This window comes from Nocardioides aestuarii, assembly GCF_039527245.1.
Lineage (GTDB): Bacteria > Actinomycetota > Actinomycetes > Propionibacteriales > Nocardioidaceae > Nocardioides > Nocardioides aestuarii.
In genome coordinates, this window is sequence record NZ_BAAAJT010000002.1 from 3,365,583 (window position 1) to 3,382,571 (window position 16,989).

16 protein-coding genes are annotated in these 16,989 nt (G+C 73.3%); 11 read left to right on the plus strand and 5 right to left on the minus strand.

The genetic code is table 11. The features are described 5' to 3' along the window. Positions 1–17: 17 nt before the first annotated feature. Together ABD091_RS16900 and ABD091_RS16905 are read left to right on the plus strand one after the other, a co-directional pair. On the plus strand, positions 18–386 hold the full coding sequence (locus tag ABD091_RS16900; RefSeq protein ID WP_343920593.1) for a hypothetical protein: 369 nt from the start codon (positions 18–20) through the stop codon (positions 384–386). Further along, positions 383–784, plus strand: coding sequence for a hypothetical protein (locus tag ABD091_RS16905; RefSeq protein WP_343920595.1), 402 nt, complete (start codon positions 383–385; stop codon positions 782–784). The genes ABD091_RS16900 and ABD091_RS16905 overlap by 4 nt, the downstream gene beginning before the upstream one ends. Here the strand turns inward: ABD091_RS16905 and ABD091_RS16910 are convergent. Continuing rightward, positions 777–1,538 (minus strand): SDR family NAD(P)-dependent oxidoreductase, encoded by a 762-nt coding sequence (locus ABD091_RS16910; RefSeq protein ID WP_343920597.1) that lies wholly within the window; start codon positions 1,536–1,538, stop codon positions 777–779. The genes ABD091_RS16905 and ABD091_RS16910 overlap by 8 nt on opposite strands. A 22-nt stretch (positions 1,539–1,560) precedes the next feature. Between ABD091_RS16910 and ABD091_RS16915 the strand changes: the two genes are divergently transcribed. Next, a complete protein-coding gene (locus tag ABD091_RS16915; protein ID WP_343920599.1) occupies positions 1,561–1,893 on the plus strand; it encodes an antibiotic biosynthesis monooxygenase family protein in 333 nt (110 codons plus the stop codon). Positions 1,894–2,042: 149 nt separating this feature from the next. Then, positions 2,043–4,550 carry a leucine--tRNA ligase gene (gene leuS, locus ABD091_RS16920; protein WP_343920601.1) on the plus strand — a complete coding sequence of 836 codons (2,508 nt, stop codon included), beginning with the start codon at positions 2,043–2,045 and terminating at the stop codon, positions 4,548–4,550. A gap of 114 nt (positions 4,551–4,664) precedes the next feature. Here leuS and ABD091_RS16925 read toward each other — a convergent pair whose 3' ends face one another. Further along, positions 4,665–5,573 carry a LysR family transcriptional regulator gene (locus ABD091_RS16925; protein ID WP_343920603.1) on the minus strand — a complete coding sequence of 303 codons (909 nt, stop codon included), beginning with the start codon at positions 5,571–5,573 and terminating at the stop codon, positions 4,665–4,667. 72 nt (positions 5,574–5,645) lie between these two features. On the opposite strand from ABD091_RS16925, the gene ABD091_RS16930 reads away from it, so the two are divergent. The 5 genes from ABD091_RS16930 (at position 5,646) to holA (ending at position 11,571) form a co-directional block, all read left to right on the plus strand. Further along, positions 5,646–6,560, plus strand: coding sequence for an EamA family transporter (locus ABD091_RS16930; protein WP_343920605.1), 915 nt, complete (start codon positions 5,646–5,648; stop codon positions 6,558–6,560). Positions 6,561–6,569: 9 nt separating this feature from the next. After that, complete coding sequence (locus ABD091_RS16935; RefSeq protein WP_343920607.1) at positions 6,570–7,442, plus strand: DegV family protein; 873 nt, start codon at positions 6,570–6,572, stop codon at positions 7,440–7,442. Positions 7,443–7,539: 97 nt separating this feature from the next. After that, positions 7,540–8,400 carry a ComEA family DNA-binding protein gene (locus ABD091_RS16940; RefSeq protein WP_343920609.1) on the plus strand — a complete coding sequence of 287 codons (861 nt, stop codon included), beginning with the start codon at positions 7,540–7,542 and terminating at the stop codon, positions 8,398–8,400. Beyond that, positions 8,397–10,580, plus strand: coding sequence for a ComEC/Rec2 family competence protein (locus ABD091_RS16945; RefSeq protein ID WP_343920611.1), 2,184 nt, complete (start codon positions 8,397–8,399; stop codon positions 10,578–10,580). Before ABD091_RS16940 ends, ABD091_RS16945 begins: the two co-directional genes overlap by 4 nt. A gap of 10 nt (positions 10,581–10,590) precedes the next feature. After that, on the plus strand, positions 10,591–11,571 hold the full coding sequence (gene holA / locus ABD091_RS16950) for a DNA polymerase III subunit delta (protein WP_343920613.1): 981 nt from the start codon (positions 10,591–10,593) through the stop codon (positions 11,569–11,571). A gap of 58 nt (positions 11,572–11,629) precedes the next feature. On the opposite strand, the gene rpsT is transcribed toward holA, so the two are convergent. Together rpsT and ABD091_RS16960 are read right to left on the minus strand one after the other, a co-directional pair. Continuing rightward, positions 11,630–11,890 carry a 30S ribosomal protein S20 gene (gene rpsT / locus ABD091_RS16955; RefSeq protein ID WP_343920615.1) on the minus strand — a complete coding sequence of 87 codons (261 nt, stop codon included), beginning with the start codon at positions 11,888–11,890 and terminating at the stop codon, positions 11,630–11,632. 108 nt (positions 11,891–11,998) lie between these two features. Continuing rightward, complete coding sequence (locus tag ABD091_RS16960; RefSeq protein WP_343920617.1) at positions 11,999–12,952, minus strand: hypothetical protein; 954 nt, start codon at positions 12,950–12,952, stop codon at positions 11,999–12,001. Positions 12,953–13,192: 240 nt separating this feature from the next. Here ABD091_RS16960 and lepA point away from each other — a divergent pair, with 240 nt between their 5' ends. Then, positions 13,193–15,070 (plus strand): translation elongation factor 4, encoded by a 1,878-nt coding sequence (lepA, locus tag ABD091_RS16965; protein ID WP_343920619.1) that lies wholly within the window; start codon positions 13,193–13,195, stop codon positions 15,068–15,070. Positions 15,071–15,074: 4 nt separating this feature from the next. Here lepA and ABD091_RS16970 read toward each other — a convergent pair whose 3' ends face one another. Beyond that, positions 15,075–16,088 carry an MBL fold metallo-hydrolase gene (locus tag ABD091_RS16970; protein WP_343920621.1) on the minus strand — a complete coding sequence of 338 codons (1,014 nt, stop codon included), beginning with the start codon at positions 16,086–16,088 and terminating at the stop codon, positions 15,075–15,077. On the opposite strand from ABD091_RS16970, the gene ABD091_RS16975 reads away from it, so the two are divergent. After that, the gene (locus tag ABD091_RS16975; protein WP_343920623.1) at positions 16,081–16,974 is read left to right on the plus strand and encodes an aminoglycoside phosphotransferase family protein; all 894 of its coding nucleotides are present in this window, start codon (positions 16,081–16,083) and stop codon (positions 16,972–16,974) included. The genes ABD091_RS16970 and ABD091_RS16975 overlap by 8 nt on opposite strands. The last annotated feature ends 15 nt before the right edge of the window (positions 16,975–16,989 follow it).

Genomic DNA, 16,989 nt, shown 5'->3' on the forward strand with positions numbered 1-16,989 from the left:
GTCGCTAGCCTGCGTCCGTGACGCTGTTCGCCTGGTCGCTCGCGGCCGCCCTCGTCCTGCTCGCCGTCGCCGCGGCCGTCAGCACCCGGGTCACGTCGCTCGACCGGCCGGTCCGGCTCGCGACGTACGCCGCGGAGGGGGTGGTCGTCTTCTTCGTGGTCGCCGACCTCGGGCTGCTGCTGCGCGCCGGCTCCGCGGACCGGCCCGACAGCATGGTCACCCATCTCGGCTACGCGCTCGCGGCGGTCGGGCTCGTGCCCGCGCTCACGATGCGCCCGAACGCGGTGGACGACGCCCCGGAGCCGGAGCCGGTCTCGGGGTGGGTCGTCGCCGTCGCGCTGCTGGCCGTCGCCGTCTGCGTCGTGCGGCTGGTGCAGACGCGGTGAGGCACTCGACCGGACGTCAGGTGCTGGTGGCCGTCTACGCCGTCTTCGCGGTCGCGGCAGGCGCGCGCTCGGCGGTCCAGCTCTCCACCCGCTTCGACGAGGCGCCCCTGGCCTACTCGCTCTCGGCCGTCGCGGCCGTCGTCTACCTCGTCGCCACGCTCGCGCTGCGCCGGACGTCGCGGACGGCCCACCGGGTCGCCGGGGGCGCGCTCGCCTTCGAGGCCGTGGGCGTCGTCGTGGTCGGGACGCTGTCGCTGGTCGAGCCGCAGTGGTTCCCGGACCAGACGGTGTGGAGTGACTTCGGCATCGGCTACGGCTTCGTGCCGCTGGTGCTGCCGTTCGTCGGCCTGTGGTGGCTGCGACGCCACGCGGAGGTGAGGGACTCCGACGTCAGGTGATCGTCATCCCGCCGTCGACGGCGAGGGTCTGGCCGGTGACGTAGCCACCGGCCGGTGATGCCAGCCAGACCACGGTCGCCGCGAGCTCGGCGGGGTCCCCCTTGCGGGCCATGGGGATGCGCTGCTGCTGGGCCTCGAGGTAGCCCTCGGGGTACTGCTCGGTCATCTCGGAGGCGAAGAAGCCCGGCGCCACCGCGTTCACGCGGATCCCCTTGCGCCCGGTCCACTGCTGGGCCAGGTCGCGGGTGAGGCCGATCAGGCCGGCCTTCGACGCGGCGTACGCCGCCTGGGGGAGCCCGGCCGTGGTGAGGCCCAGCACGCTGGAGATGTTGACGATGCTGGAACCGGGCTGCATGACGCGCCCGCACGCCTGCGCCATCCAGTAGCAGCCGTGGAGGTTGACGTCGATGACCTGGCGGAACTGCTCCGGGGTCTCCCGGGTGGCCGGGACGGCCGTGCCGACACCGGCGTTGTTGACCAGCACGTCCACGCGACCGAGCTCGGAGACCGCGGCGTCGACCAGGGCCTGGCAGGAGTCGGGGTCAGCGACATCGGTGGCGACGGTGACGGCCCGGCGACCGGCCGCCCGGACCAGGGCGGCGGTCTCCTCGAGCCGCTCGACGCGTCGGGCGCCGAGCACCACGTCGGCGCCGGCCTCGGCCAGCGCCTGCGCGAACGCCACCCCGAGCCCGCTGGAGGCGCCGGTCACGATCGCGACCCGGTCGTCGAGCCGGAACATCTCGTTGACGGTCATGTCGTGACCCTAGTCTGGCCACATGACGTCCCGGCCCGCGAGCACCGGCGAGGTGATGACCGTCTTCCGGTCGCGGCTGCGCGACGACGGCGCGGCGGCCTACGCCGACCACGCGGTGCGGATGAGCGAGATCGCACGGACGATGCCCGGCTACGTCGAGCACAAGGTCTTCACCGCCGACGACGGCGAACGCGTGACGGTCGTCCGCTTCGCCGACGCCGCCAGCCACGCCGCCTGGGCCCGCCACCCCGACCACGTCGAGGCGCAGCGCGCCGGGCGCTCGTCCTACTACGAGGACTACTCCATCACCGTCGCCGAGGTGGTGCGCGGGCACGCGTGGGAGCGAGGGGCGTGAGCGTTCGCTACCATGGCTGCATGCGCAGGTCCCTGCTCCTTACCTAGCCGCGTCGGTCACGCACCACCCGACGCGGCTGCCCCTCGTGCTCGAGGGGTTTTTTCATGTGCCGACCAGCCGAGGCAGCAGGGAACGAGACGAGAGGGACCATGGAGCAGCACAGCGAGCAGCCCGAGCAGACGGGGACCGCGGACGACCAGCACTACGACGTCCACGAGGTCGAGGCCCGGTGGCAGCAGGGCTGGGAGGACCTGCAGCCCTTCACCGCCGACGACGCCGCGGTGCTCTCCGGCGAGCGCGAGAAGCGCTACGCGCTGACGATGTTCCCCTACCCCAGCGGCGACCTGCACATGGGTCACGCCGAGGTGACCGCGTTGCACGACGTCATCGCGCGCTACTGGCGCCAGCGTGGCTACGAGGTCATGAACCCGATGGGCTGGGACTCCTTCGGCCTGCCCGCGGAGAACGCGGCGATCCGCAACGACGCCCACCCGGCCGACTACACCTACGGCAACATCGACACCCAGTTCGAGTCCTTCCAGAAGTACGCCGTGAGCTTCGACTGGACGCGGCGCTTCAACACCTCCGACCCGGACTACTACCGCTGGACGCAGTGGCTGTTCCTGCGGCTGCGCGAGAAGGGGTTGGCCTACCGGAAGAACTCGCCGGTCAACTGGTGCCCCAACGACCAGACGGTGCTGGCCAACGAGCAGGTCGTCGACGGCGCCTGCGAGCGCTGCGGCGCCGAGGTGACCAAGCGCGAGCTGACGCAGTGGTACTTCCGCACGACGGCCTACGCCCAGGAGCTGCTGGACAGCCTGGACGACCTGCAGTCGACGTGGTCGACCAAGGTCGTCAACGCCCAGCGCAACTGGATCGGCCGCTCCGAGGGCGCCCACGTGGACTTCGTCGTCGCGGGACGCGAGGAGCCGATGACGGTCTACACGACCCGGCCGGACACCCTGTTCGGCGCGACCTTCATGGTCGTCGCGGCCGACGCGGCGCTGGCCGACGAGCTGGTGACCGACGCGCGGCGCCCGGCGTTCGAGGCCTATCGCGAGGAGGTGCGCCGCAGCACCGAGATCGAGCGGCAGTCGACCGAGCGGCCCAAGACCGGCGTCGACCTGGGCGTCACGGCGACGAACCCGCTGACCGGCGCCGAGATCCCGGTCTACGCGGCCGACTACGTCCTGGCCGACTACGGCACCGGCGCGATCATGGCCGTCCCCGGCCAGGACCAGCGCGACTGGGACTTCGCCCAGGTCTTCGGCCTGCCGGTGGTGCGCACGGTGCAGCCGCCCGAGGACTGGGAGGGCGAGGCCTTCACCGGTGACGGCCCGGCGATCAACTCCGCGAACGACGACATCGACCTGTCCGGGCTGTCGGTCGAGGACGCCAAGCGCACCACGATCGCGTTCCTGGAGGAGCGCGGGCTGGGCCGCGGCACCGTCAACTTCCGGCTGCGCGACTGGCTGCTGAGCCGGCAGCGCTACTGGGGTGCCCCGATCCCGATCATCCACTGCCCGGTCGACGGCGAGGTCGCCGTGCCCGACGACCAGCTGCCGGTCACGCTGCCCGAGCTGCGTGGCGCCGACCTGAAGCCCAAGGGCGTCTCCCCGCTGGGGGCGGCGACCGACTGGGTGGACGTCGAGTGCCCGACGTGCGGGGGCCCGGCGACCCGCGACACCGACACCATGGACACCTTCGTCGACTCGTCCTGGTACATGTTCCGCTACTGCTCGCCCCACGACGACACCCGGGCGTTCGACTCCGACCTGGTCAACGCCTGGATGCCGTGCGACATCTACATCGGCGGCGACGAGCACGCGGTGCTGCACCTGCTGTACGCCCGGTTCTTCACCAAGGCGCTGCGCGACCTGGGCCTGGTCGACTTCGACGAGCCCTTCGCGGCCTACCTGAGCCAGGGCAAGGTCATCAACAACGGCCGCAAGATGAGCAAGTCGCTGGGCAACGGCGTCAGTCTGGGGGGACAACTTGCCGACTACGGCGTCGACGCGGTGCGGCTGACGCTGGTCTTCGCCAGCCCGCCCGAGGACAACATCGACTGGGCCGACGTGTCGCCCGCCGGGTCGCTGCGCTTCCTGCAGCGCGCGTGGCGGCTGGCCGGCGACGTGACCTCCGAGGTGGGCGTCGACGCGAGCGCCGGTGACGAGGCGCTGCGCAAGGTCACCCACAGGACGGTCCACGAGGCCGCGGAGCTGGTCGAGGGGCACCGGTTCAACGTGATGGTCGCGCGGACCATGGAGCTGGTGAACGCCGTGCGCAAGGCCATCGACTCCGGGCCCGGCGGCGCCGACCCGGCGGTCCGGGAGGCCGTGGAGGCCGTCGCCGTGCTGCTGAGCCTGGTGGCGCCGTACACGGCGGAGGAGATGTGGGCGCGCCTGGGCCACGAGCCCAGCGTCGCCAACGCCGGCTGGCCGACCGTCGACGAGGCACTGCTGGTCGAGGACTCCGTCACCTGCGTCGTGCAGGTGAAGGGCAAGGTCCGCGCCCGGCTGGAGGTCTCCCCGGACGTCTCCGACGCCGATCTGGAGGCCGCCGCCCTGGCCGACCCCGCCGTGCAGAAGGCGATCGACGGCGCGCCCGTCCGCAAGGTCATCGTCCGCGCCCCCAAGCTCGTCAACATCGTCGTCTGACTGGTCGAGTCGTGGGTTTGTGACACGCGAGTCGCGCGCGAGTGACGCGTGCCCGCGACTCGGCGGTCACGAGTCTGCGACTCGACGGTCCCGGACCTGCGACTCGGCCGCAGGTCAGGACCAGCGGTCGGCGACGACGGACTCGAGCTCGCGCTGGACGAGGGCACGGGCGGCGCTGGTCGCACCGGCGTGCCGCCAGATGAGCTGCACCGTCCGCTCCGGCGTGGGGTCCTCGACCTCGATGGCGACGACCGAGTCGGGGAGCACGACCCGCCCCAGGCGGGGCACCAGCGCTATGGCGACGTCCTCGGCGACCAGGGCGACGTGGGTGGCGTAGTCGTCGGCCTCGTAGCGCAGGTCGGGTCGCATGCCGTGCTGGGCGTACATCTCCAGCAGCCAGTCGTGGCAGATCGTCCCGGAGGGGGTGATCGCCCAGTGCTCGTCGACGAGGTCGGCGGGGGTCACGCGGCGGCGGCCCGCGAGCCGGTGGTCGCGGTGGACCAGCATGTCGGCGCGGTCGACCAGCAGCGGGGTGGCGTCGACGTCGGCCGGCAGGTCGAGGCGCACCGAGGTCCAGTCGTGGACGATGCCGAGGTCGGCCCGGCCGCGGGCCACGGCGAGGACCACCTCGCGCGGGTCGTCCTCGAGGACCTGCAGCCGGAGCTGGGGCGCCGCCTCTGCGAGCCGGGGGAGGAGCGGGGCGACCAGCCCGCGGCAGGCGGTGGCGAACGTCGCGAGTCGCACGGTGCCGGCCACCAGGTCGTCGGGTGACTGCACCAGCCGGTCGAGGCCGTCGAGCTCGGCGAGCAGCCGGGCTCCCCGGTCGGCGAGCTGTCGGGCGCGCTCGGTGAGCACCACGCCGCGACCCACCCGCTCGAGCATCGGCTGCCGGCTCTGCGCCTCGAGGCGCTTGACGTGCTGGGAGACCGCGGAGGGCGTGAACCCCAGGGCGGCCGCGGCCGCAACGACGCTGCCGTGGTCGCGCACGGCGACCAGCGACCGAAGGGCGACCGGGTCGATCATGAAGTCAGCGTAAACGAATCACCACACGAACGTTCGCTGGTGCTTCATGATCCGACGTTCGAGACTGGATGTATGCCGCTGCGTCACTCCCTGCTCGCCGTCCTCGTGATGCTGGTCTGGGGTGGCAACTTCGTCGCGATCGACGTCGGCGTCGCGGAGGTGCCGCCGCTGCTGTTCGTCGCGATCCGGTTCGTCCTGGTCGCCTTCCCGCTGGTGCTCTTCGTGCCGAGGCCGCGGGGCCGGATGCGTGAGGTGGTCGCGATCGGCGCCTTCATGAGCCTGGGGCAGTTCACGCTCCTCTACCTCGCGCTGGCACTCGGCCTGCCCTCCGGACTGGCCTCGTTGCTGCTCCAGGCGCAGGTCGTGCTGACGATGGCGCTGGCCGCTCTTGCGCTGGGCGAGCGCCCGACCCGGCGGCAGGGCGTGGGCGCGCTCGTGGGCAGCGCAGGCCTGCTGGTGGTGGCGAGCGCCCGGGGCTCGGCGGACGCCGTGCTCCCCGTCGTCGTCATCCTCGGAGCCGCGCTGTCCTGGGCCGTCGGCAACGTCGTCAGCCGGCGCGCCGGCATCAGCGGCGGTCTCTCGGTGGTGGTCTGGTCGGCCCTGGTCGTCCCGGTCCCGGCGCTGGCGCTGTCGCTGCTGGTCGACGGGCCGGCCCAGGTGGGGTCCGCCCTCTCCGGGTTCTCCACGACGGCCGCCGTCAGCACCGCCTACACCGTCTACGGGGCCTCGCTGCTGGGCTACGGCATCTGGAACTCGCTCCTGGCACGTCACCCGGCCGGCGCCGTGGTGCCGTTCGTCCTGCTGGTGCCGCCGGTCGGGCTCACGTGCGGCTGGGTGTTCCTGGGCGAGCGGCCGAGCCCGGTCGAGCTCGCTGGCGCCGCGGTCGCCCTGGTGGGGGTGGGCCTGGCGACGGTCACCGCGCGTCGGCGAGCACCACGCCCGCCGGTGGACGCCCGGCCGCGGCCGGTGGGCGCAGCCACTGGATAGGGTCCGGGCATGGCCCGGACCGTGATCGTCACCGACTCGACGGCCTCGCTGCCGCCCGAGGTCGCGGCGGAACGTGGCATCGTCGTGGTGCCGCTGCAGGTCGTCGTGGGCGCCGAGGTCCACGACGAGGGCGCGGACGGCGCGACCCCGGAGCTGGTGGCCGAGGCGCTGCGCGAGTTCCGGCCGGTCAGCACCTCGCGTCCCGCGCCCGCCGTGATGCTCGAGGTCTACGAGCAGGCAGCGGCCGACGGCGCCGAGGCGATCGTCTCCGTGCACCTCTCGGGAGACATGAGCGGCACCTTCGAGTCGGCGCAGCTCGCCGCCCGCGACGCCTCCGTGCCGGTGATCACGGTGGACAGCCGGCAGGTGGGGATCGCCACGGGCTTCGCGGTCCTCGCGGCCGCCGACGTGCTGGATGCCGGAGGCACACCCGAGGAGGCCGCGGAGGCCGCGCGCGAGCGGTCGTCCCGCACCACCTCGTTGTTCTACGTCGACACCCTCGAGTACCTCCGCCGCGGCGGCCGGATCGGCGCTGCGGCCGCGCTGCTCGGTGGCGCGCTGGCGGTCAAGCCGCTGCTGACCATCACCGAGGGGCGGGTCGCGACGCTGGAGAAGGTCCGGACGACCGGCCGGGCGCTCACCCGGCTCGAGGAGCTCGCGGTCGCTGCTGCCGGTGAGGACCTCGTCGACGTCGGCGTCGCCCACCTCGCCGCCGACGCACGCGCCGGTGAGCTCGCGGACCGGCTGTCCGAACGGCTCGCCGACAACCTCGACGGTCGTGAGGTGCAGTGCGGGGAGGTCGGCGCGGTGCTCGGTGCCCACGTCGGTCCGGGCATGCTCGCCGTGTGCGTCTCCTCGCGGCCCCGCGACCCGCGCGGCTGAGCCACCCTCCGTCCACAACTCCACGTCGGACCGGGTTCTCCACAGCCGGCTCCGTCGGCCCGGCGGCGGCGGACGACGCCGACCTAGCGTCGCGGCCATGCCGATCCGTCCCGAGCGTCCCGAGCGCGCCGCCGTGGCGCGCCGCCTCGACCTGCTCGACCGCGAGCTGGCGGCGGTGCGTGGCGGCGGGGGACCGGACGGCCCCGCCGGGCCGCCGCCCCAGCCCGACCCGCTGCCGGACCCGCTGCCGGACCCGCTGCCGGTGCCGGGACGCCACGCCGCCCGGCGTCACCGGGGCGGTGACCGGTGGCTGCCCGAGCCGCTGCAGGGGCGCGTGACGCTCGGACCCGGTCCGCTGGCCGTGGTCGCCGTGGTCGTGGCGCTGGGACTGGGCGTCACCGCCTGGTGGGTGCTGCGTTCCGAGCCGGTGCCGGTCCCTCCGCCGGCGCCGGTGGCGGTCGCCACGCCCTTGGCCGCGCCCGCCGCGGAGGAACCGCCCGACCCGGTCGACCGGACGGAGCAGGAGACGGTCACGGTCGACGTCACCGGCAAGGTGCGCCGCCCCGGCATCGTCGTGCTCGAGGCCGGTGCCCGGGTGGTCGACGCGCTGGAGGAGGCGGGCGGCGCGCGGCCCGGCGTCGACCTCTCGGGGCTCAACCTCGCGCGGCTGCTCGTCGACGGCGAGCAGGTCGTGGTCGGGGTCGCGGCTCCTGCGACCGGCCTCCCTGCCACCGCGGTCCCCCCATCGGCCGGTGCGCCCGGCGCCGCGCTGGTCGACCTCAACACCGCCGACCTCACCCTGCTCGAGTCGCTGCCCGAGGTCGGACCGGTCACGGCCCAGGCGATCATGACGTGGCGTGAGGAGCACGGTGGGTTCACCGCGGTCTCCGAGCTGTTGGAGGTCGACGGGATCGGTGACGCGACCCTGGCGACGATCACCCCCTTCGTGACGGTGTGACCGACCTGCGGATGCCCGCCCTCGCACTCGCCGCGTGGGCGGGCGGCCTGAGCGTCCTGCTGCCGGGTCCGGTGACCGCGCTGGTCCTCTTGGTCGGGTTGCTGGCGGCCCGGTGGCGGGGGAGCCGAGCCCTGGTCGCTGCGGTGCTGGTGCTCGGCGCCGTCGCCGCGGGCGCCACGGTCCGTGAGGCACGCGTGGCCCACGACCCGGTCGCTTGGCTCGCCGCCGAGCGGGCCGTCGTCGAGGCCGAGGCCGTCATCACCTCCGACCCGCGGGCCCTGCGCTCTGGCTTCACCGACGGCGTCGTGCTGCGCGCCACGGTCGTGCGCGTGGCGGGCCGAGGAGTCGCCTACGAGGTCCGGGCGCCGGTGCTCCTGCTCGCCGACGCGTCGTGGACGGGGGTGCCCCTCGGTGCGCGGGTCCGGCTCACTGCCCGGCTGTCACCGGCCGAGGAGCGGGGCGACCCGCTGTCGGCGGTGGCGGCCGCGACAGGGGAGCCGTCGGTGGTCGCTGCCCCGGGTCCCTGGTGGCGGGGCGCGGCGGCGGTGCGCGGGTCGTTGCGCGACTCGGTGGCCCACCGCCCCGACGCACAGGCGGCGCTGGTGCCGGCCCTCGTGGTCGGCGACGACGCGGCCCTCGACGAGGCGCTGGCCGACGACTTCCGGGTCACCGGCCTGACCCACCTGCTCGCCGTGTCCGGGACGAACCTCACCCTCGTCGTCGGCTTCCTGCTGCTGGCGGGCCGGTGGTGCGGCGTGCGGGGCGGCGGGCACTACGTCGTGGGCGCCGTCGGCATCGTCGGATTCGTCCTGCTGGCGCGGACCGAGCCCAGCGTGGTCCGGGCGGCCGCGATGGGGACGGTCGCCCTCGTCGGCATGGGCGTCGACGGCCGCCGTCGTGGCACTCGCGCGCTCGGGGTCGCCGTCGTCGGGCTCCTCCTGCTCGATCCCTCGCTCGCGCTGTCGCCCGGCTTCGCCCTCTCGACCCTCGCCACCGGGGGCATCCTCATGCTGGGTCCGGGGCTGCGTGACGCCCTGGCCCGGTGGACGCCCCGCTGGGTGGCGGAGGCCGTGTCCGTCCCGCTCGCGGCCCAGCTCGCGTGCACGCCCGTCGTCGCCGCGCTCTCCGCCCAGGTGAGCCTGGTGGCGGTCGGCACCAACCTGCTGGTGTCCCCGGCCGTGGGGCCCGCGACCGTGCTCGGCCTGGTCGGTGGCCTGGTGGGACTGATCTCCGACCCCGCCGGACGCCTGCTCGGCACCCTCGCCGGCTGGTGCGTCGCCTGGATCGTCGCGGTCGCCCGCCGGGGCGCTGCTCTCCCGACGGCCGCGCTCGACTGGGGCACCGGTCCCGTCGCCCTGGCGGTCCTCACGCTGCTGGTCGGGGGCCTCGCCCTGCTGCTGCCCCGGCTGCTGGCCCGTGCGGTGGGCGGCGTCGGTTGCTGCCTCCTCGTCGTCGTCAGCGTGCTCGTGCGGCCACCCACGCCGGGCTGGCCGCCCGACGGCTGGGTGATGGTCGCCTGCGACGTCGGCCAGGGTGACGCCCTGGTGCTACGGGCGGGGCCGGGCAGTGCCGTGGTCGTCGATGCCGGCCCCGACCCCGCACTCGTCGACCGGTGCCTCGACCGGCTCGACGTCGCGCGGGTGCCGCTGCTGGTCCTGACCCACCCCCACGCCGACCACGTCGACGGCCGCGTCGGGGTCGCCGACGGGCGGGTCGTCGGCGCCACCGAGACGACCGGCTCGGCGTCGTACGGCACGACCCGGAGGGTGGGGGAGCTGACGCTGCAGGTTCTCTGGCCGCCGCCCGCGGCCCATCCCGACAACCCCAACGACGCCAGCGTCGTGCTGCTGGTCGAGGTCAGGGGAGTGCGGCTGCTGCTGACCGGCGACGTCGAGCCCCCGAGCCAGGCGGCCATCGCGCGCGCATGGCCGGGGCTGTCGGTCGACGTCGTGAAGGTGCCCCACCACGGCAGCCGCCACCAGGACGTCGGGTGGCTGACCGGGCTCGGCGCCCGGGTGGCCGTGGTGTCGGTGGGAGCCGACAACGACTACGGGCACCCCTCGCCCGACGCCCTCGACCCGCTGGTCGGGACGGGGGCGGAGGCCCTGCGCACCGACCTCGACGGCGACGTCGCCGTGACCGTCGAGGAGGGCGGTCTCGGTGTCGCCACGTCCCGATAGGGTCGCCCTCATGGCTGGTCCCCGCGCCTCCGACGTCCTCGGCCGCATCACCTTGGTGACCGGCAAGGAGGAGTTCCTCGGGGAGCGGGCGGTGTCCCAGGTCCGGGAGGTCGTGCGACGCCACGACGCCGAGGCGGAGCAGTCCGAGACCCGGGCCGTCGACCTGACGGCCGCCTCCCTGGGTGAGCTGTCCGCCCCCTCGCTGTTCTCCGCCACCCGCTGCGTCGTGGTGCGGGGCCTCGAGGACCTCCCCGACGAGTCCGTCGACGGCCTCCTCGGCTACGCCGCGTCGCCGGTCGACGACGTGGCCCTGGTCCTGGTCCACGGGGGCGGCCAGAAGGGCAGCGGCGTCCTCACCAGGCTGCGCAAGCAGGCGAGCGTGACCGAGGTGAAGTCGGCGGAGCTCAAGGCGTCCGAGTTCGCCGGGTTCGTCGTCGCCGAGGTACGTGCCGCCGGCGGGAGGATCGACCAGGAGGCCGCGTCGGCGCTGGTGCAGGCGGTGGGCCACGACCTGCGCTCGCTCGCCGCCGCCGGCCACCAGCTCGTCAGCGACTTTCCCGAGGTCACCCTCGGGGCGGCCCACGTGAAGCAGTACTTCGGGGGTCGCGCGGAGGCGAAGTCGTTCGCCGTGGCCGACGCGGCGTTCTGGGGTCGGCGCTCCTCCGCGCTCGAGGAGCTGCGCTGGGCGCTCGACACCGGGACCGCGCCGGTGCTGGTCACCTCGGCGTTCGCCGGCAGTGCCCGCAGCATCGCGCGCTACCTCGCCGCGGGCCGTGGCCAGCGCGACGCCGACCTGGCGCGCGATCTGGGGGTGCCGCCGTGGAAGGTGCGCACGGTGCGCGACCAGTCGCGTGCCTGGACCGACGCGGGGATCGCCCGGGTGATCCGTGCCGTGGCCCAGGCCGACGCCGACATCAAGGGGGCGGCCAGTGACGCGTCCTACACGCTGGAGCGGCTGGTCCTCACCGTGACCGGTCTTCGCGACCACTGACACCCCCGGGAAATGACGAAGGACCCGCCGAAGCGGGTCCTCGTCGTGCGGCGGGGCGTCAGAGCGACGCGGCCCGCTTCGCGATGGCCGACTTGCGGTTCGCGGCCTGGTTCTTGTGGATGACGCCCTTCGAGACGGCCTTGTCGAGCTTGCGGGCAGCGTCACGACCGGCGGTGACAGCGGCGTCCTTGTCGCCGGCGTCGGCGGCTTCGCGGAACTTGCGCACGGCGGACTTGAGGCCGGTCTTGACGGCCTTGTTGCGCTCGTGACGCTTCTCGTTCTGCTTGTTCCGCTTGATCTGGGACTTGATGTTCGCCACTGATGAAGCCTTCGGTCGGTGGTGGATGGAGCTGAGATGGTGGGCTCGCAGGCAGCAGCCGCGAGCGACGTGCAAGGTTAGCAGCGGCCGATCAGGCCAACAAAATCATCACGAGCCCCAGCCGCGACGCTGGCAGAGCCACTCCCAGCACACCTCCGCCTGCCACCGCTGGTGGTCACGGACCCGCGGCGAGGTGGGCGGCACCGGGTCGGCCATCGACTTCAGGAAGTAGCCGGTGACCAGCGCGATCACGGCGTCGAGGCCGTCGGCGGGCACGTCGCGCAGCAACGGCCTTGCCGCGATCACCTGGTCCACGTCGAGCCCGTCGCCCCGGGGCCCGATCAGCAACAGCAGGGAGTCGAGCCACGACGCACCCCTCACCGGGAAGTTCCAGTCACAGAACCAGGCGCGGCCGGCGCCGTCGATCAGCACGTTGTCGTCACGCAGGTCGGAGTGGACCACGGTGTCGCCGCCGACCACCGCGGCGTACCCCCGGGCGAGCTCGACGGCCTCGTCGAGGTGCTCGGCGAGGAGCGGCAGGTCGGGCGGTGCAGTGCGGACGACCTCCCAGTGCTCGAGGAACGGGGCGAGGTCGTCGACGGCGTCGGACACGACGAGCCCCTCGGGCGGCGGGGTCAGCTCCGTCGCGACCACCTCGAGCGAGTCGAGGCAGGCGTCGAGCTCCTCGCGGCGCCACGGACGTGCGGGATGGCGGCCCTCGAGGTGGTCGATGCCGAGCACGACCCACTCGTCGTCCATGACCCACTGGAGCGCGGGCGCGGGCACCTCGGCCGGGATGACTGCGAGCTTGCGGGCCTCCTCGCGGTAGGCGGTCGCGAACATCCGTTGCGCCCGCAGCGAGGCCGCCTTCACGAAGTGCCGCGACCCGTCCTCGCACTCCAGCACCGAGGCGAACCCGGGGGTGAAGCCGCGCGTCCGGGAGTGGGCAGCCACGACGGGCGATCCGCAGCGGGCGGCAACGGCGTCGCGCAGCGGGCGGGGCAGGACGTGCCACTCGAGCCGGACGGCGGTGTCGCGGGTCGGGGGAGGGACGGACGGCATGACGTCATCCTCCCGCCTCGACGGCCCGGGGCGAGTGCCCCGCCACACCCCCCGGCGTGGCGGGGCCGTAGGAGACCGCCCGTGGTGGCGCCGGAACCCCCCGGTTCTCGCATGGGCGCACCACGGTGCTGCTACTGCCTCCCCGCGAGGTCAACGCACGATGCAGGCCGAGGTCACGCCCCGTGGAAGAATCGTCTGGACCATTCAGTCCCGCGACCCTGAAAGCAGCGACCCGAGCCCGTGAGCAGCCCCGCCGCCGCGCCCCGTCCCGGCCACACCGATCCGGCGATCATCCGCAACTTCTGCATCATCGCCCACATCGACCACGGCAAGTCGACGCTCGCGGACCGGATGCTCCAGCTGACCGGGGTGGTCGACGAGCGGGCCGCCCGCGCGCAGTACCTCGACCGGATGGACATCGAGCGCGAGCGCGGGATCACCATCAAGAGCCAGGCCGTGCGGATGCCGTGGACCGTCGAGGCGGGCAACGCGGCCGGTGCGGAGCCGGGCACCTACGTCCTCAACATGATCGACACCCCGGGCCACGTCGACTTCACCTACGAGGTCTCGCGCAGCCTCGAGGCGTGCGAGGCCGCGATCCTGCTGGTCGACGCCGCCCAGGGCATCGAGGCGCAGACCCTGGCCAACCTCTACCTCGCCATGGGGGCCGACCTCCACATCATCCCGGTGCTCAACAAGATCGACCTGCCCAGCGCCAACGTGGAGAAGTACGCCGCGGAGCTGGCCGGCCTGGTCGGCTGCGAGCCGGAGGAGGTGCTGCTGACCAGCGCCAAGACCGGCGACGGCGTGGCGGCGCTCCTCGACGAGATCGTGCGGCAGACCCCGGCCCCGGTCGGCAACGCCGACGCACCCGCGCGCGCGCTGATCTTCGACTCGGTCTACGACACCTACCGCGGCGTGGTGACCTACGTCAGGGTCGTCGACGGCCAGCTCACCCACCGCGACCGGATCAAGATGATGTCGACCAACGCCACCCACGAGATGCTCGAGGTCGGCGTCATCAGCCCGGAGCAGGTGAAGGCGGGCGAGCTCGGCGTGGGTGAGGTCGGCTACCTCATCACCGGGGTGAAGGACGTGCGGCAGTCGCGCGTCGGTGACACCGTCACGACCCAGCACCACGGCGCCACCGACATGCTCGGCGGCTACAAGCACCCCAACCCGATGGTCTACGCCGGGCTGTACCCCATCGACGGCGACCAGTTCGGCGACCTGCGCGAGGCGCTGGAGAAGCTCCAGCTCAACGACGCGGCGCTGACCTACGAGCCGGAGACCTCCGGTGCTCTCGGCTTCGGCTTCCGCTGCGGCTTCCTCGGGCTGCTCCACATGGAGATCACCCGCGACCGGCTCGAGCGCGAGTTCAACCTCGACCTGATCTCGACGGCCCCCAACGTCGTCTACGACGTGCTGATGGAGGACGGGACCGAGATCGAGGTGACCAACCCGAGCGAGTTCCCCGAGGGCAAGATCGCCGAGGTGCGGGAGCCGGTCGTGAAGGCCACGATCCTCAGCCCGTCCGACTACATCGGCACGATCATGGAGCTCTGCCAGACCAAGCGCGGCACGCTCGGCGGCATGGACTACCTCTCCGAGGACCGGGTCGAGATGCGCTACACGCTGCCGATGGGCGAGATCGTCTTCGACTTCTTCGACCAGCTGAAGTCGCGCACGAAGGGCTACGCCTCGCTCGACTACGAGCGCTCCGGCGAGCAGGACGCCGACCTGGTCAAGGTCGACATCCTGCTCCAGGGCGAGCCCGTCGACGCGTTCTCCGCGATCGTCCACCGCGAGGCGGCCTACTCCTACGGCGTGATGATGGCCGGGAAGCTGAAGGACCTGATCCCGCGGCAGCAGTTCGAGGTCCCGATCCAGGCCGCCATCGGCGCGCGGGTGATCGCCCGCGAGAACATCCGGGCCATCCGCAAGGACGTCCTCGCCAAGTGCTACGGCGGTGACATCACCCGCAAGCGCAAGCTGCTGGAGAAGCAGAAGGAGGGCAAGAAGCGGATGAAGATGGTCGGCCGCGTCGAGGTCCCCCAGGAGGCGTTCGTGGCTGCTCTGTCCACCACCCAGCCGGCGGAGAAGTCGGGCAAGAAGTAGCCCGTCACAGCGGCAGCGGCTCGAGGTAGCGCGGCCGCACGACCCGGCTGCGCGGCGAGATCCGCCGTACGTCGAGCTCGAAGGCCTCCAGGCGGCGGGCCAGGTCGGGGGTGGCGGGCCTCGGCGGGTTGGACAACGGGCTCTCGAAGTCGTCCCAGTGTGACGGCACCACCACGGGCGGCCGCCCGAGTGCCTCCAGCAGCCGGGGCAGGTAGTCGTGCGTGGCGTCGTTGCTCGGGACGGGCGCTGTCACGACGTCAGGTCGTAGCCCCTGGAGTGCGCGGTCGTCGACGTCGCTGGCGCCGAGGACCAGGACGGAGGGACCGGAGCACGGGCGCACGTGGAAGCCGAGCGTGTCGCCCTCGGGCAGGTCACTGATCGTCGCTGGAGGCTCGGGCACCGTCGTGCGCACCCCGGGGAACAGCACCGACCACGACGCCGTACGGCTGTGGAGGGCCGGCAGGGCATGGACGACGTACTCGCCGAGGTCGAGCTGCTCCCCGCCGCGGAGGGTGGAGGTGCTCGCCTCCGGCACTCCCATCGCCCGGACCAGGGAGGCGGTGGTGAGGCTGCCGAGCACGCGGGCCCCGTCGCGGACGGCGAGGTGGGGCACGTCGGCGACGTGGTCCCAGTGACTGTGGGTCACCAGCACGGTCCGCACGTCGGAGACGGCGCGGCAGGCCTCCTCGTCCACGCGGAGGGGGGTCGAGGGGTCGAAGGCACCGGCGGCGAGCCCGGTGCGGAAGCGGGTCAGGTAGGGGTCGACGGCCAGCACGTGTCCCTCGTGCTCGAAGCGCCACCCCGTCGTGCCGAGCCAGCGCAGGTCGAGGCCACCTCGCCGTGGGGCGGGGTCAGCGTGTGCGGGGGTGCGCAACAGGGGGAGGGACAGGGAGCCGCCGGCGGCAGCCACCACGGTGCGTCGCGAGGGGTGGGGGTTCCGAGAGAAGGTCATGCCCGGTGCGACGGCCCCGGCCGGCGAGAAGTTGTCGGCGGGTCCTAGTTTCGTGGCCGTGACCACGCCCGACATCCCTGCCGAGGTCCGCGCGTTCGCGGAGCGGGGACCGGCCTGGGCGGTGTTCGTCGACCGGCTCCCGCGCCGTCTGGACGGGCTCCTGGACGAGTGGTCGCTGCGCCTCGACGGCGAGCCGATGCACGGCTACTGCTCGCTGGTGGTCCCCGTCGTCGCCGAGGACGGGACGGAGGCCGTCCTCAAGGTGAGCTTCGACGGCGACACCGAGTCCGAGCACGAGGCGCTCGCGCTGCAGCACTGGCACGGGCGCGGCGCCGTACGCCTGCTGCGGGCGGACCCGCGCCGGCGCGCGTTGCTCCTGGAGCGACTCCACACGACCGACCTGTCCGACCTCTGGGACCTCGAGGCCTGCGAGGTGGTCGCCGGGCTGTGGGCGTCGCTCCACGTTCCCGCGCTGCCGCAGCTGCGCTCGGTGGGCTCGTACGTCGAGCGGTGGGTGGCGGCCCTCGCCGGGCTCCCGGTCAACGGACCCGTTCCGCGCCGGCTCGTCGAGCAGGCGACCTCGCTCGCGGGTGACCTGCTCGCCGAGCCCGACGCGGCAGCCCACGTGGTCCACGGCGACCTCCACTACGGCAACGTGCTGGCCGCCGACCGGGCGGCCTGGCTCGCGATCGACCCGAAGCCGATGAACGGCGACCGCCACTACGAGGTCGCCCCGATGCTGCACAACCGGCTCGACGAGCTCGCCGGCGACGTCCGGGAAGGACTGCGGCGGCGGTTCCACACACTGGTCGACGCCGGCGGGCTCGACGAGGACCGAGCCCGCGCGTGGGTCGTGGTGCGGGAGGTGCTCAACGCCCACTGGGGCGCCCAGGACGAGGACCGGGACGCCGTGACCGTGGCGCTCACGATCGCAAAAGCGGTGCAGGACTGACCCTGCCCCGTGGTG

Excerpts from the sequence above, each read along its gene's own strand:
- ABD091_RS16910 (WP_343920597.1), bottom strand. The coding sequence starts at position 1,538 with ATGACCGTCAACGAGATGTTCCGGCTCGACGACCGGGTCGCGATCGTG.
- ABD091_RS16915 (WP_343920599.1), top strand. The coding sequence starts at position 1,561 with ATGACGTCCCGGCCCGCGAGCACCGGCGAGGTGATGACCGTCTTCCGG.
- leuS (WP_343920601.1), top strand. The coding sequence starts at position 2,043 with ATGGAGCAGCACAGCGAGCAGCCCGAGCAGACGGGGACCGCGGACGAC.
- ABD091_RS16925 (WP_343920603.1), bottom strand. The coding sequence starts at position 5,573 with ATGATCGACCCGGTCGCCCTTCGGTCGCTGGTCGCCGTGCGCGACCAC.
- ABD091_RS16930 (WP_343920605.1), top strand. The coding sequence starts at position 5,646 with ATGCCGCTGCGTCACTCCCTGCTCGCCGTCCTCGTGATGCTGGTCTGG.
- ABD091_RS16935 (WP_343920607.1), top strand. The coding sequence starts at position 6,570 with ATGGCCCGGACCGTGATCGTCACCGACTCGACGGCCTCGCTGCCGCCC.
- ABD091_RS16940 (WP_343920609.1), top strand. The coding sequence starts at position 7,540 with ATGCCGATCCGTCCCGAGCGTCCCGAGCGCGCCGCCGTGGCGCGCCGC.
- holA (WP_343920613.1), top strand. The coding sequence starts at position 10,591 with ATGGCTGGTCCCCGCGCCTCCGACGTCCTCGGCCGCATCACCTTGGTG.
- ABD091_RS16960 (WP_343920617.1), bottom strand. The coding sequence starts at position 12,952 with ATGCCGTCCGTCCCTCCCCCGACCCGCGACACCGCCGTCCGGCTCGAG.